Raw genomic sequence first — 13,821 nt, 5'->3', positions numbered from 1 at the left:
ATAAAGTTTCAGCTGATCAATGCGTCAATGCGTGAGTTGATCGCGAAGAAACCAAGAGGCGTTTTGCAGTGCGGCGACGAAGTTCCAGCCTGGGTTGACCAGGAAGGTGGTGACTTCAGAGGCCACAATGGCCGGGCCACGTATTTGCACCCCAGGATCAATGTCTGAACGATTCCATACCGGGGTATCGAAGGCCTCTTTGTGGCCTGCGAAGTAGCATTTGCGAGTGGAGGAAGGTGCAGGGGGTTGTTTGCGCTGCTCTACAGGTACGGGCTTGATGTTGCCGAATTGCACGGTTTCATGGTGTACAAAAGCGGCCACGCGAATGGTGTTGATGCGTATGCCTGCTTCCGGGGCCTGCGATCCTTCCCCGAAACGGCTGCCATAGTCACTGGCAAACTGTTCTATCAACGCCAGGACATCGGCGGGGCCATGGACGGTGTGCTGTGGAATGACCGCCGTTGTCTGGACTAACTGGTTGCCGTAGCGCATGTCCAGTTCCAGGTTATGACGGATGTCCGGGCGCGCAATACCTTGGCGCAGAAGGTCCTGTGTGCCTCTCTCTTTGAGTTCGGACACGATATCGTTGAAGCGGTCGTAGTCGTTGAACAGGTGACGGGAGTTGGAGTCGTACAGCACCATGTACAGCGATTTTTCGTGGATGTGCAGTTGGTGAATGTTGCCCGCGCCCACGGCCGAGAACACCGAGCTGAAGGGTGGCGCGAGAATTTTGTCGATGTTGAGGTTTTGCGCGATGCTGCAGCAGTGCAGCGGCCCGTTGCCCCCATAGGCCAACATGGTGAAGTCTTTCGGGTCGTAGCCTCGGGCACGTAGTTCGGTGAATAGACCGTTGGCCATGTTGTCATCCACTTTCTCGCGGATGAGCAACGCTGCCTCGATCACTTCGCACTCCAGCTCTTCACAGATGGCGTCTTCAATCGCGGTGACGGCGCGGCGCGTATTCAGGGGGATGGAGCCTCCCGCATAGTTCTCTGCGTTGAGGTAGCCCAGCACCAAATCGGCATCGGTCACCGTGGGCTTCAAGCCGCCACGGTCGTAGCAGGCCGGGCCTGGGTCTGAACCTGCTGACTCGGGCCCGCATTTGACCGTGTTGTACATGCGGTCATAGCTGGCCACTGAACCGCCGCCCGCCCCGAGCGTCACCAGATGCACCATTGGTACGGACACCATCCAGCGGTCGATGACCGGGTTGAAGTCATAGTGTTTGACGCCGCCATCGACCACGATACCGATGTCATAGCTGGTGCCGCCCATATCGGTGGCAACGACGTTTCCGAGATCGGCCTGCATGGCCAGATGCTCGGAGGCAGCGATGCCCGATACAGGGCCGGAGTGAATGGTTTGCAGTGCATCGGTGGAGTTGAGTTGGGCCATGCCGCCTGAGTTATGAATAACCAGCATCGGCTGCTCGTAACGGTGCGTGCGCAGATTCTGTTCCAGCGTCGACAGCGCGTGGTACATGGTGGAGTGCAGATACCCGTCTATGACTGCCGATGCCGAGCGTACATATTCGCCCTTACGCCCCGATACCTGGTGCGACAGGATGATGGGGATAGCGCCCAGCAGGTGAGAGGGATATTCCTCCTGCAAGATCTCTTCGATGCGTTGCTCGTGTTCCGGGTTGACCACGGAATTGATCAGCGAGACGACAATGATCTGGGCGCCGCGATTCACCAGTTCGCGAATCTGCAAACGAACGTTGTCTTCATCAAGGGCCATGACGAGGTTGCCCTCGAAATCCAGGCGCTCGCGCACACCTCGAATCATGCTGGGAAGCACCAGCGGGTTGGGTCGGCTGGCATTGGGTATGTCGGTCTGGCCCAGGATATCCAGGCCTTCGCCATAGCCGCGGCCACGGCTCAGCGGGACGGTCGCCTCGTAGCCACAGGTGACCAACATGCCGATCTTGGGCCCCTTGTGCTCGATCAATGCGTTGGTGCCCAGCGTGGTCGCATAGCGAACCGAGTCCACGTTGGAGAGGACGTCGGCCAACTCCAGATCCAAAATCTTGCAGCCTTTACCCAGCGCCTGATTGAAACCCAGAGCAAGGTTGTGATGGGTAGTCAGAGCCTTGGTTTCGATGTATTTGCCATCCCAGACCACGAAGCAATCCGTGAATGTTCCACCGATATCGACAGAAACGCGTCTCATATCATTTCCCTTGTTTTTGTAGTGAGTGGAAGTGAATTGCTTAGTGTTTGTGGTCGTCTGAGCTGTGGGTTACAGCGGGTCCGACGGCAACCTCAGTGACTTCGGTACGGCCCGCCCACTGCGCGCGCAAGGCCGGTAGATCAGGCTGCATGTCATGCAGGGGTGGGTGGCCAGGCGGGACGTATTCGGTTTCTACCTGAGTGCCACATTTCGGGCAGTAATATTCCAGGATGCGCACCCACTCCGGGTCCGGGCTGAAGGTATAGCGATACTTTTCCGGCGCGAGGATGGGCGGATGGATGTCCCGTGGATCGCGGTCATACACCAGCATGCCTTCCTTGTACCCTGTGTGAGCGGTGCCGATGATGTGGTCGCAGACGCGGCATTCCCAGAGCTCGGCGTCCAGGTCCAGACGCAGGTATTCAGTCATCTGTACTTTCATGGTCATGCCTTCCTGTTCAATAAGATGTCTTGGTGGTCGCTGATGGCAAACGTCCAACCGTCGAGCACCTTGCAGGTGAAGAAGTCTTCTTCGAGAATCGCCGGCCCTTGGGCATAATCGCCGGCCTTCAAATCCGCCAGTCGATAAACCGGAACATCGATACGGCCTTGGTCGCGCGTGAGTACATGGCGGGTAATGCTGCTTGTGGCGGCGGTGATCGGCGTGAACTGAGCGGCCTGATGAGCGTCCTGACGCAGGCGCTTGATCGCCGTGACTTCCAGTTCCGCGCTGTGTGCCTCGGCTAATGCAAGGCGCGCGCTCGACTCGTTATCCAGGGGATGAACGAACTCTTTGCCCTTGGTGTCGGTGACGAACAGACGTGATTCGATGTCGTAATCGCCCGGTTGAAAGCCTTCGGCAAACATGTCGCGCCCGGCTTTGATACTGAGCTCTGCCAGTGCGGCATCGACACCCGCCTGGGTGCGTTGATCGGCGTCCAGCACAGCGCTGTAGCGGTGCGATATATCGCAAGTGCCAATGCCAAAAGCACTGAACACCGCCGCCATGCAGGGAACCGCAACACGACTGATTCCTGCTTTTTCAGCCACACCGCAGGCATTCAGTGGGCCTGCGCCCCCAAAAGCCAGCAGCACCGTCTCTTTACTGACCTGGGTGACGCGGAGGACTTCCTGAGCGATTTTGGTTTCATACGCGGTTTCCATCGCGCTCAGTGCGTCATCGGGTTCCAGCCCCAAGGGGGTCGCGATATGGATGGCGATGGCGGTTGCCGCACGGTCCAGATCCAGTTGCATGCCGCCACCAAAATAGGATTTTGGATCGAACAAACCGGATAGCAGGCTGGCATCGGTAATCGTCGCTTGCGTGCCGCCGCGACCAAAGGCGGCCGGTCCGGGCACTGCGCCGACGCTGTCCGGGCCGATCACGATTTTCTTGTCTACAACCTTGAACACCGAACTGCCGCCGGCCCCGGCACTGGTAATTTCACTGAGGGGGAATGAAACGCTGATACCTTCGACCCGACCGCGTCGCACTTCGGCCACGTTGCCGTTGATGCACTGGCCGATGTCTGTCGTCGTGCCACCGACATCAATCGCGACAACGTCGCTCATCCCGTAGCGTTTGGCAAAAGACTTCATCCCCTCCATGCCACCGCGAGGACCGGAGCTGTAGGTCTTCACGGCCACGGTCTTGGCGACGCGAGAAGCATCGCCGTCGTTGCGAAAAATCAACAACGGATTTTTGGTGTTGAACGCACGCAAGCGGTTTTCTGCATTGAACAGAAACTGCTCCATCGCGGGATGAAGAAAGGAGTTGATCAGGGCGGTCCAGGTACGGCGTATCGGGTCCGCATCCATACTCAGGTCGCTGCCATATAACGTAGGGACGGCGCCCAGCAGATGACGAGGGTATTTACGAAGTACTACCTTGCGGAAGATGTTTTCCAGCGCTTCGAAGTTTTTATCCGCAAAACTGACAACGATGCGATTGGCGCCTGCCGCCGTCAGTGCATTGATGGATTTTACAATCTCCATCTCTGCCTGTTCGATGCCCAGAGAATCGGTGTCCAGCAAACTGACGCGTACCCCGACCAAGGCGTCATATAAGTCGGCGTCGTGCTGCCTTAGTTGGTCTGAAAGTTCGTGGTTGTTAAGGCTGGTAATCAACCCGAGCTTGGGGCCCTTTCGTTCACATATTGCGTTAGTGCCTTGCGTTGTCGAGTAGCGGATCAGGTCCACTTCCTCAAGTAATCGCTGCACATCGGGTTCGCCATAGAGCACGCCGGACGCTTTTTTCAAACCTTCAAAAAAGCAATTGCTTAAATCATAGGGCGTGGTGAGTACCTTGGTTTTCTTGACGTCGTTATCGGTGAGTATGCAGATATCGGTGAGCGTTCCACCGTTATCAATATTGATTTGTAGTGTCACGGGTCTATGTCCTTTTGTTTGTTATCAGTTGACCAGAGCTTGAACAGCACAGTCTTCCGTATTGCCGTTACCGGCTTAGGCTCTTGAGCGTGTGACGCATCACTGTGTACGGACAGATTGTTGCGGCTGCCGAGTAAGAAAGAGCAATCGGCATGCCAGCAAATTAATTATTTGTAACTGCTTGATTTTTAAATGATTAAGGTATCAGTCCGACGGGTTTCGGATTGTTTTATGGGTCGGGCGTTTGATTCTCGGACGGATGAGTGGATGACTTTCATTCGGTCCATATTCCTATAAACAGGGATATTCTTGAGCCGCGTTCAGCACGGTCCGCCCGACGCCGTTCGTCCTCTTCGTCTGTGGAGGGTGGTAGGGCGCGCAGGTGAAGGGGTACAGTCAGGGCGAACTGCTATGAGGGACATGGCCTAAAAGTGGCGTTCGTTGTTATATAGAACGCTGCGCCCCCGCTGTGCTGCCAGGCGGGCACATACATAATAAGAAAGGAGGATGTGTTGATGAATGCTTCGCACCCGGATTTCGTCTACCCACGACCAGAACACGATGGTCAGATCCTGGCTGCGTGGGAGGGCGTCCTCAGCGGCGTCGAAACACCTGCTTCTGTATTGCGCTATCCGGTGGGGGACTCGTGGCGGCGCTGCCTGGACAAACGCGTCAACCCAACGCTTCGACATGCACCGGAACCGGTAACCCAGGCACAGCTCGCGGTGATCCGTGGTGGTCAGGCACGCCTGCTGGACGTCAGTGCAATGGCGATGGCCATGGCCAACCAGTTTCTTGCGCAGACGGGCACCGTCATCGTTTTAGCCGACAGCAGCGGCATGATTATCGAGACGGGCGGCGACCCCTATACGCTAAGGAGCGCCGAGCACATTCATTTGCTCCCTGGCAGCCCCTGGGGCGAAGACGTTTGCGGGACCAATGCCATTGGCACCGCGCTGTTGTTGGAAGGCCCCGTCCAGGTTCACGCGGCGGAGCATTTCTGTGAAGGCATCAAGCAGTGGACCTGTTCGGCCACGGTCATCCGTGACCCTTCCGATGGCCAGATTCTGGGTGTGCTGAACGTTTCGGGAGAGTCGAAGACCTACAACCGCCATATGCTTGCGCTGGCGGTGACCACGGCCGACCGGATCGAGTCCGCATTGGCCAAGCAAAACGCCGCCAATCGCTACCGGCTATTGGACGCCTCTGTCGATCTATGGAGAGAAGCGGGCGAGGGGATCATGCTGTTCGATGCCAGTGGTTTCCTGATCAAGGCCAATGCTCAGGCTTACGGGGCGCTGACTGCCCGAGGCATCGATTTCAACGTCGCAAATAACTGCCGTATACCGTCATTGTGCGTGGATGATTACGGACGCTTGATGGGCGTTTTACCGCAGTGGTTATCTGTCGACTGGCTGCAGTCAGTTAGCGCGCAAGGTGTGCGTTTAGGCACATTGATACGGGTGCCGAGTAGAGCACTGGTTCGACCGTCTATTACCACATTGGCCCGCAACGAAGACTGTGAAAAACGCACAGGGTTCGACAGCATCGTCGGGGAGAGCCCGGCGCTTGTCGAGTCTCTGCGAAAAGCTAAACAACTGGCCAACTCCCACGTATCGGTCCTTTTGCACGGGGAAACAGGGGTCGGCAAGGAAGCTTTTGCGCAAGGTATTCATTATTCAGGTGTTGGCAGAAACGGGCCGTTTGTCTCCATTAACTGTGGGAGTCTTTCCAAGGATCTGCTCTCCAGCGAATTGTTCGGTTATGCGGAAGGGGCGTTCACCGGGGCTCGCCGTGGAGGCATGAAAGGCAAGATTGAAGCCGCAGACGGGGGCACACTGTTTCTGGATGAAATCGGCGAAATGCCCTTGGAGTTGCAAAGTTATCTTCTTCGGGTGCTGGAAGAGGGGGAGATATACCGGCTGGGCGAGACAGAAGCACGCAAAGTAAACTTTAGGCTGGTCGCGGCAACCCACCGTGATTTGCGCGAAGATGTGGCCAATCAACGTTTTCGCAATGACTTGTTTTATCGGATCGCGGTGACCAGTGTAACGATTCCTCCACTGCGCGAGCGCAAGGAAGATATTCCACGGTTGGTTGAACACTTGCTAGTAAGCCGAGCCCATCGACACGGCGTTCAAGTTCCACACATGGAAGACGACCTGCTTGGGCATCTAGTGGCCTATGCCTGGCCGGGTAACGTCCGGGAACTACGCAATGTAATAGAGGGCATGTTGCTGATGGGCGGCGCAACCTTGAGACTTTCGGACCTGCCTTCCTATGTGCAAAAAACGGTTGTTCAGCACAGCGAAAGCCCCAGAGGCAGCCTGAAGGAAACAGAGTGTCAGGTTATTTCCAAAACGATTGAGCAGTGTCGAGGCAACCTTACGTTGGTAGCGAAGGAACTGGGCATCGCCAAAAGCACGCTTTACCTGCGTATTAAACGTTATGGAATCAAACGTGAAGGGGGAGCGCTGGATAATTAACGTCGGACTGACGTCGCTACATAAAACTCTTTTTTGAGGGTTCAGGCGCTCATTAGCGGAACGCTTATGTTATTCAGGCCAGCGAGGATCAGGCCAGGCGCAACCGAGGTCGCGCCTGGTTTTTCACCCGGTAAAGTACGGGTGTCGTGGACCCGGACTTTACCCGTTGAAAGCGTGCCGGGTTATGCCCGTTCTATCGCCATTGCCACGCCCTGACCGCCGCCAATGCACAGGGTGACCAAACCTTTTTTCGCGTCACGCTTGATCATTTCGTACAGCAGAGACACCAGAACCCGACACCCTGAAGCTCCAATGGGGTGGCCAAGGGCAATGGCCCCACCGTTGACGTTGACCTTGCTCGCGTCCCATTGCAGCTCCTTGCCGACCGCCAGGGACTGGGCGGCGAACGCTTCATTGGCCTCGATCAACTCCAGCTCGTCCAGACCCCATCCCGCCTTTTCCAGGCAGCGTTGGGTCGCCGGTACGGGTGCGATGCCCATGATTGCCGGATCGACGCCAGCGTTGGCATAACTGACGATCCGCGCAAGAACGGGCAAGCCCAGTTCTTTGGCTTTGTTGGCGCTCATCAGCAACACCGCAGCGGCGCCATCGTTGAGGCTGGAGGCATTGCCAGCGGTGACGCTGCCGTCCTTTTTGAACGCAGGTTTGAGCTTGGCCAGGGAAGCTGGCGTGGTCTCGGCGCGGGGTTGCTCATCAACCGCGAAGGACAGCGGATCGCCTTTGCGTTGCGGGATCAGAATCGGGGTGATCTCGTCGGCAAAACGACCGGCCTCAATGGCCGCCGTGGCTTTCTGCTGTGAGGCTGCGGCGAACGCATCCTGCTCCTCGCGGGTGATGCCATAGTGGTCGGCCAGATTCTCTGCGGTGATACCCATGTGGTAATCATTGAAGGCATCCCACAGGCCATCGTTGATGATGGTGTCGATTATTTTCGCGTGGCCCATGCGCAGGCCTGTGCGTGCACCGGGCATCACGTAAGGGGCCAGGCTCATGTTCTCCATGCCGCCCGCGATGACGACGTCAGCATCGCCGCAACGGATCGCTTGAGCGCCCAGATGCAGGGCCTTGAGCCCCGAACCGCAGACCTTGTTCAGGGTCAGCGCCGGTACCGCGTAGGGCAGGCCGCCGAGGATCGAGGCCTGGCGTGCAGGGTTTTGTCCGCTGCCGGCAGTGAGCACCTGGCCGAGGATGACTTCATCCACTTCGCTACCGTTCAAGCCGGTCTGCTCAAGCAGGCGACGGATGACCGCAGCCCCCAGCTCCTGCGCAGGAATGCCCGCCAGTGAGCCCTGAAAGCTCCCAATGGCGGTACGGGTCGCAGCGACAATGACGACTTCTTGCATCGAATCACTCCTCTATTATTTTTAGCGGGTGGCCGGTCAGCCATTGCGGAGGAGTGTTACCTCCGTGCGTTCATTTGTTAAGTTGATTTTTAAGATCGATTAATAGATAAATTAAAATAATAAAACACGCCATCCCGAGGCACCGCTGATGACTGTGAAGCAGATTCGAGCATTTCTTGCTGTGGCACATAGCCTCAGTTTTGTTGTCGCCTGTGAGCGCCTGCATTTGTCGCAGTCGGCGCTCAGCTTGACGATCAAGGCGCTGGAGGAAGGGCTGGGAGGCCGGCTGTTCAGTCGCTCGACGCGCAGTGTCGAGTTGACCCCCGAGGGAGAGGCTTTGTTGCCGTTAGCCCGACGACTGATTGCTGATTGGGACAATGCCGAAGACGACCTTCGTCAACGCTTCACCCTTCAGCGGGGCAAGGTCACCATCGCGGCGATGCCCTCGTTTGCGGGCAACCTGCTGCCGCCTATTCTGAAAACCTTTCGTGCGCGATACCCGAAGGTGAACGTCACGGTGAACGATGTGATCAACGAGCAGGTGCTCGAAATGGTCCGAGATCGTCAGGTGGAACTGGGGGTGGCTTTCGAGCCGCAGGAGGGGTCATCGCTCGAGTTCACGCCGTTGTACGTCGACCGTTTCGTCGCGGTGGTGCCTATAGATTCACCCCTGGCGCACTGCGGTGAAACCGACTGGGAATCGCTGATGAAACTGCCCTTTATCGCGCTGCAAAGGCCTTCGACCGTGCGCGTCATGCTTGAGGAACACCTGAGTGCCCAGAATATGAAGCTCTCGGTGGAATTCGAGTGCCACCAATTGACCACGGTGGGCAGGATGGTTGCCAGTGGCCTTGGCGTGAGCGCGGTACCGGCGCTATGTGCCGGTCAGATGCAAGAGCTGGGTGCACACTGCATCACATTGCGCGCCCCGATGATCGAGCGATCAATCGGCGTGCTGACCAAGTCTGGCCATCAGCTGTCGGCCGCCGCCCAGGCGCTCTTTGAAATTTTAAAAGACGGAAGGCCGGTCAAGCCATTCCTGGAGTTGGTTTAGGAGAGGCTCAGTAGCCTCGACTCGGTCATCTTGAAAATACCCTGAGCATTGCTGCTGTCGAAGTTGAGATCGAGCGTGTCGTCGACCGGGTCGAGTTTGCGCTGGATGAATTCGACAAACGACCCTGGCACCTGATGTTCGTGCAAGTGCCCATGGGCGTCCGCCAGTTCGCGCTTCACGGTGCAGGCCTTGTAGGCGGTCTGCATCACCCGGCCTGAAGCCGATACCTCGATGCGGGCCTTCATCGGCCGTTCTCTGCGGTTCTGTTCAGCCACCAAGGTCTCAAGGTCGGTGACCCGGTCTGTAAGGTGGTTGAAGCTATTGCCTTCGGTGGCGATCCAGGCCATTTCGGCGCTCTCACTCAGTACCTGCTGATAATCCGCGTGTTGCACCACGCCATGCTGACGCCCGAACGCTTCATACAGTCCCGGCAGCAAGCGGTACGCTTCGCCCAGGGTGCAGTGGCGGGTCAGTTGCAGGCGTTTGAGGATGCTCAAGTGTTCGGCGTTCAGTGGATCACGACTGGAGCCGACCACGCGGCTGACTGCCGCCTGAAAGGCTTGGCTGAAGCGGCCTGGGTGCAGTTCGGACACAAAGAACTGGGCGATATCTTCCGGCAGGTCCTGCTGGCGATAACCCCAGCCGGTCATGTTCAGTTTGGTCAATGGATACGTACGCACATCGGTAAAACCCAGCGGTTCCAGCAAACGGGCGAATGCCTGGCGACCACGGGGCAGTTCGCCGTTTTCGACCCAGTCCACGGTACGAATGGCGCCATGGTCGAACAGCACTTTGCGCCCTTGTCCGGCCTGTTCCTCGACATACACACGGCCCACGGGCACCGCCTCCACCAGCTTGTGCAGCAGGCACAGGTTCAGTGCTTCAGCCAGCCACGCCCGATGCAGCGACGTCTCGCTCCAACTGAAGGCGTGCAGGCCTTCGGGTACTTCGACGTGAGCGTCTAGCCACTCCGCAGCGGGTTGGCCAACGATGGATGCGACGAGAGAGAACAGGCCTTCGAAAGATGACATGGGGAGCGGCTCTGGTTTCAGAAAAGAGACGCCTATGAAAGCCTTGATGGCAAAGCCCGACAAGCGAAAAAAAACGGCAGGTTCATTCCGTTTTCTATTGTTGGGGTTTGCCCGACGTACCGCTTTCGCGAATGAACTCACTCCCACAAGGACAGCGCAAACTCTGTGGGAGTGAATTTATTCGCGAAGGGATCCCGCACAATCTCAAGGCGCGAGCGGCAGGTCGCGTTTGTGCTGAGTTTTCGCGTAGGTCTCGCGGATGATGTTGAAGGCTTCTTCGCGGACCGACTCGCCGTGCAGGAACGCATCGATCTCGGCATAGGTGACGCCGTGGGATGCTTCGTCCGGTTTGCCGGGCACCAGGTCCTCAAGGTCGGCGGTTGGGACTTTTTCCACCAGCGATTGCGGGGCGCCAAAGCTGCGGGCAATGGCTCGGACCTGATTTTTCACCAGCCCGCTGAGCGGTGCCAGGTCGCAGGCGCCGTCGCCGAACTTGGTAAAAAAGCCCATGACCGCTTCCGCCGCATGGTCGGTGCCGATCACCAGCCCCTGACGCGCGCCGGCGATGGTGTATTGAGCGACCATGCGCATCCGCGCCTTGATATTGCCCATCACAAAATCCACAGCACTGGCGTGCTGGCCTTCGAATGCCTTGACCTGCGCAGCCAGCGCTTGCACAGAAGGACCGATATTGACCGTGTGCGACTCGTCCGGCGCAATAAACTCCATAGATGCCTGGGCTTCGTGCTCGTCGAACTGGACCTGATACGGCAGGCGGACGGCGATGAACCGATAGCTGTCGTCCCCGGTGCTTTTACGCAACTGCTCGACGGCGCGTTGCGCGAGCAAACCGGCGGTCAGCGAATCGACGCCGCCACTGATGCCCAGTACCAGGGTCTTGAGCCTGGCGTTGTGCAGGCATTGCTGGATAAAGACGATCCGTCGGGCAACCTCGGCTTCAAGTGCGTTCTGGTCGGCGAAAGGCGGTTGGACGTTGAGCTCTTCAGCGATCTGGAGCTGTACGGCTTGCATGAGTCACTCCTTAACAGGTTGTGCGGAAACGGAAGGGTCGGACATCGGGGTCGCGGGCACTTTGAACACATGCCGCAGGTAGGCGGAGAAATTAGGGTCCTGGCATTGCGTCTTGCCGGGCTCGTCGGAGATTTTCGCGACGGCCTGGCCCGCGCAGGCCGTCATTTTAAGCACAATGCTCAAGGGCTCTACCCCTGGAATATCGGCGGTCAGATTGGTCCCGATGCCGAAACTGACGTTGATACGACCCCGTAGCGTGCGGAAGATGTCCAGGGCCTTGGGCAAGTTCAGACCGTCGGAGAACACCAGCGTCTTGCTCATAGGGTCGATGCCCAGCTTCTGGTAATGATCGATGCATTTTTCGGCCCATACTATCGGGTCGCCGGAATCATGGCGCAAACCGTCGAACAGCTTGGCGAAGTACAGATCGAAATCGCTGAGAAAGGCGTCGGTGGTGATGCAGTCGGTCAGGGCGATGCCCAGCAGGCCGCGGTATTCACGGACCCAGCAATCAAGCGCGGCAATTTGGCTGTCGATCAGCCGTGGACCGAGTTGCTGGTGGGCCATGATCCATTCGTGGGCCATGGTGCCGAGCGGTTTGAGGTCCAACTGACGGGCCAGTTGCACGTTACTGGTGCCGACAAACTGGCCGGGGAAGTCATGTTTGAGCACGCGGACCACTTCTTCCTGCACGCGGTAGGAGAAGCGCCGACGAGTGCCGAAGTCCGCCACTTTCAGTTCGGCCAGCTCATCGGCGGTGGCGTTGGCGTATAGCCAGTCGAATTTGCGATACAGCTGATCACGGGCCTGCACGAGCAATGTGCCTGGGTGGCGGTGGCGGTTGCGCACTTCGCTGACAATCGCCAGCAGCGGCACTTCGAACATGATCACGTGCAGCCACGGCCCGTGCAGGCGGATGCACAGTTCACCGTCTTCGACGCTGGTCTGCACATAGCGCATGTTGAAGCGGAACAACCCGAGGAAGCGCAGAAAGTCCGGCTTCATAAAACTGATGCGCTCAAGAAAACCCAGTTGAGCGTCGCTCATGGACAGCTCGCAGAGCAGTTCGATCTGATGACGAATCTCGGCCAGATAGGGCCGCAGGTCTTCGCCATTGCGGCAACGAAACTCCCACTCCACGTCGACGTTTGGGTAGTTGTGCAGCACCGCTTGCATCATGGTCAGCTTGTAGAAGTCGGTGTCGAGCAGGTTCTGCACGATGCGATCGGAGAAGGCGCTCTCACTCATGTTGTCAGCTCTCCAGAGCAGCCGATGGGGATGGGCTCGCGACGCTCAGGCAGCGCTTTCAAGGCGCTGACAAAGTCCGTGCGGCCTGCATTGTCGCCTCTAACTTGTCGGGTTATCCAACTGTTCCAGCATCCAACGCACGAAATCCCGGATTTTCGGCACTTCAGCGGTGTGCTCCGGGTAGGCCAGATAATACGCGTCATGGCTGGGCAACGCGTGGGGCCAAGGGATGATCAACTTGCCGTCCGCCAGCTCTTCTTCGACCAGAAACCGGGGCAGCAGCGCGACGCCGCACCCGACCTGTGCGGCGCGTATGCACATGTAGAACGTCTCGAAGCGCGGTCCGTGGTAGCTGTGTTCAGTGTGATAACCCTGGCTGTCGAACCACTCATGCCAGGCTTGTGGGCGTGAGGCGCTTTGCAGCAGCACCAGTTCGCTCAGTTGCGTCGGATCGGTGAACGGTTTATCCGGCAGGCTGCCGGGCGCGCAGACGGGAATCAGCTCTTCGCTGAACAGTTTTACCGACTCGGCACCCGGGCGGGCACCCTGGCCGAAATAGAACGCCAGGTCACAGCGGCCCTGAATCAGGTCGTCGGGTTCCTGTTCATCCATCAGGTCCAGATGAATGTGCGGGTGGCGCAATCGCCAGCCTTTGAGCCGGGGCACCAGCCAGCGGGCGCCGAAGGTCGATGGCGTGGACACCCGCAACACTTCGGTTTCGCCACCGTAGGAACGCAGGTAGTGGGTGGACATTTCCACCTGCGTGAGGATTTTTCGCACTTCGCCTAGGTACAGCGCGCCGGCCGGGGTCAGTTGTAGGCGTCGGCGCACACGGCGAAACAATAAGTGTTGCACCAACTCTTCAAGCTGGGCGACTTGTTTGCTGACGGCGCTTTGCGTCAGGTTCAGCTCTTCTGCAGCCCGGGTAAAACTCAAGTGCCGGGTCACTGCCTCAAAGCATTGCAAAGCGGTGATTGATGGCAGATAACGTTTGTTGAGCATGCTCAGGCCTTATGTTTTTCGAGGCTGCCATGTGCAGATGGGAG

10 protein-coding genes are annotated in these 13,821 nt (G+C 57.9%); 2 read left to right on the top strand and 8 right to left on the bottom strand.

The genetic code is table 11. The annotated features are described in order from the left end of the window. Positions 1–24: 24 nt before the first annotated feature. The 3 genes from AC1ME2_RS10570 to AC1ME2_RS10560 are packed head-to-tail and all read right to left on the bottom strand — an operon-like array spanning position 25 to position 4,560. On the bottom strand, positions 25–2,172 hold the full coding sequence (locus AC1ME2_RS10570) for a hydantoinase/oxoprolinase family protein (RefSeq protein WP_480440968.1): 2,148 nt from the start codon (positions 2,170–2,172) through the stop codon (positions 25–27). Positions 2,173–2,212: 40 nt separating this feature from the next. Next, positions 2,213–2,614 carry an acetone carboxylase subunit gamma gene (locus tag AC1ME2_RS10565; protein ID WP_480440966.1) on the bottom strand — a complete coding sequence of 134 codons (402 nt, stop codon included), beginning with the start codon at positions 2,612–2,614 and terminating at the stop codon, positions 2,213–2,215. Between the two features lie 2 nt (positions 2,615–2,616). Then, a complete protein-coding gene (locus AC1ME2_RS10560) occupies positions 2,617–4,560 on the bottom strand; it encodes a hydantoinase/oxoprolinase family protein (RefSeq protein WP_480440965.1) in 1,944 nt (647 codons plus the stop codon). Between the two features lie 515 nt (positions 4,561–5,075). On the opposite strand from AC1ME2_RS10560, the gene AC1ME2_RS10555 reads away from it, so the two are divergent. Further along, a complete protein-coding gene (locus AC1ME2_RS10555) occupies positions 5,076–7,046 on the top strand; it encodes a sigma-54-dependent Fis family transcriptional regulator (RefSeq protein ID WP_480440963.1) in 1,971 nt (656 codons plus the stop codon). Positions 7,047–7,228: 182 nt separating this feature from the next. Here the strand turns inward: AC1ME2_RS10555 and AC1ME2_RS10550 are convergent, their stop codons facing one another. Next, positions 7,229–8,410, bottom strand: a complete 1,182-nt coding sequence (locus tag AC1ME2_RS10550; protein ID WP_480440960.1) for an acetyl-CoA C-acetyltransferase — start codon at positions 8,408–8,410, stop codon at positions 7,229–7,231. A 148-nt stretch (positions 8,411–8,558) separates the two neighbouring features. On the opposite strand from AC1ME2_RS10550, the gene AC1ME2_RS10545 reads away from it, so the two are divergent. Then, complete coding sequence (locus AC1ME2_RS10545) at positions 8,559–9,464, top strand: LysR substrate-binding domain-containing protein (protein ID WP_480440957.1); 906 nt, start codon at positions 8,559–8,561, stop codon at positions 9,462–9,464. Here the strand turns inward: AC1ME2_RS10545 and AC1ME2_RS10540 are convergent. From AC1ME2_RS10540 to AC1ME2_RS10525, 4 genes are all read right to left on the bottom strand, one after another. Further along, a complete protein-coding gene (locus tag AC1ME2_RS10540; protein WP_480440955.1) occupies positions 9,461–10,495 on the bottom strand; it encodes a 2-oxoadipate dioxygenase/decarboxylase family protein in 1,035 nt (344 codons plus the stop codon). The genes AC1ME2_RS10545 and AC1ME2_RS10540 overlap by 4 nt on opposite strands. Before the next feature lie 204 nt (positions 10,496–10,699). Further along, a complete protein-coding gene (gene nadE / locus AC1ME2_RS10535) occupies positions 10,700–11,527 on the bottom strand; it encodes an ammonia-dependent NAD(+) synthetase (RefSeq protein WP_480440953.1) in 828 nt (275 codons plus the stop codon). Positions 11,528–11,530: 3 nt separating this feature from the next. Next, a complete protein-coding gene (pncB, locus tag AC1ME2_RS10530; RefSeq protein WP_480440950.1) occupies positions 11,531–12,775 on the bottom strand; it encodes a nicotinate phosphoribosyltransferase in 1,245 nt (414 codons plus the stop codon). Between the two features lie 99 nt (positions 12,776–12,874). After that, complete coding sequence (locus AC1ME2_RS10525) at positions 12,875–13,777, bottom strand: LysR family transcriptional regulator (protein ID WP_480440948.1); 903 nt, start codon at positions 13,775–13,777, stop codon at positions 12,875–12,877. Between the last annotated feature and the right edge of the window lie 44 nt (positions 13,778–13,821).

It is taken from the genome of Pseudomonas sp. ASL9, assembly GCF_056680335.1.
Note: the sequence above shows the minus strand (reverse complement) of the source record. Positions and strands in the feature narration are given on the sequence as shown.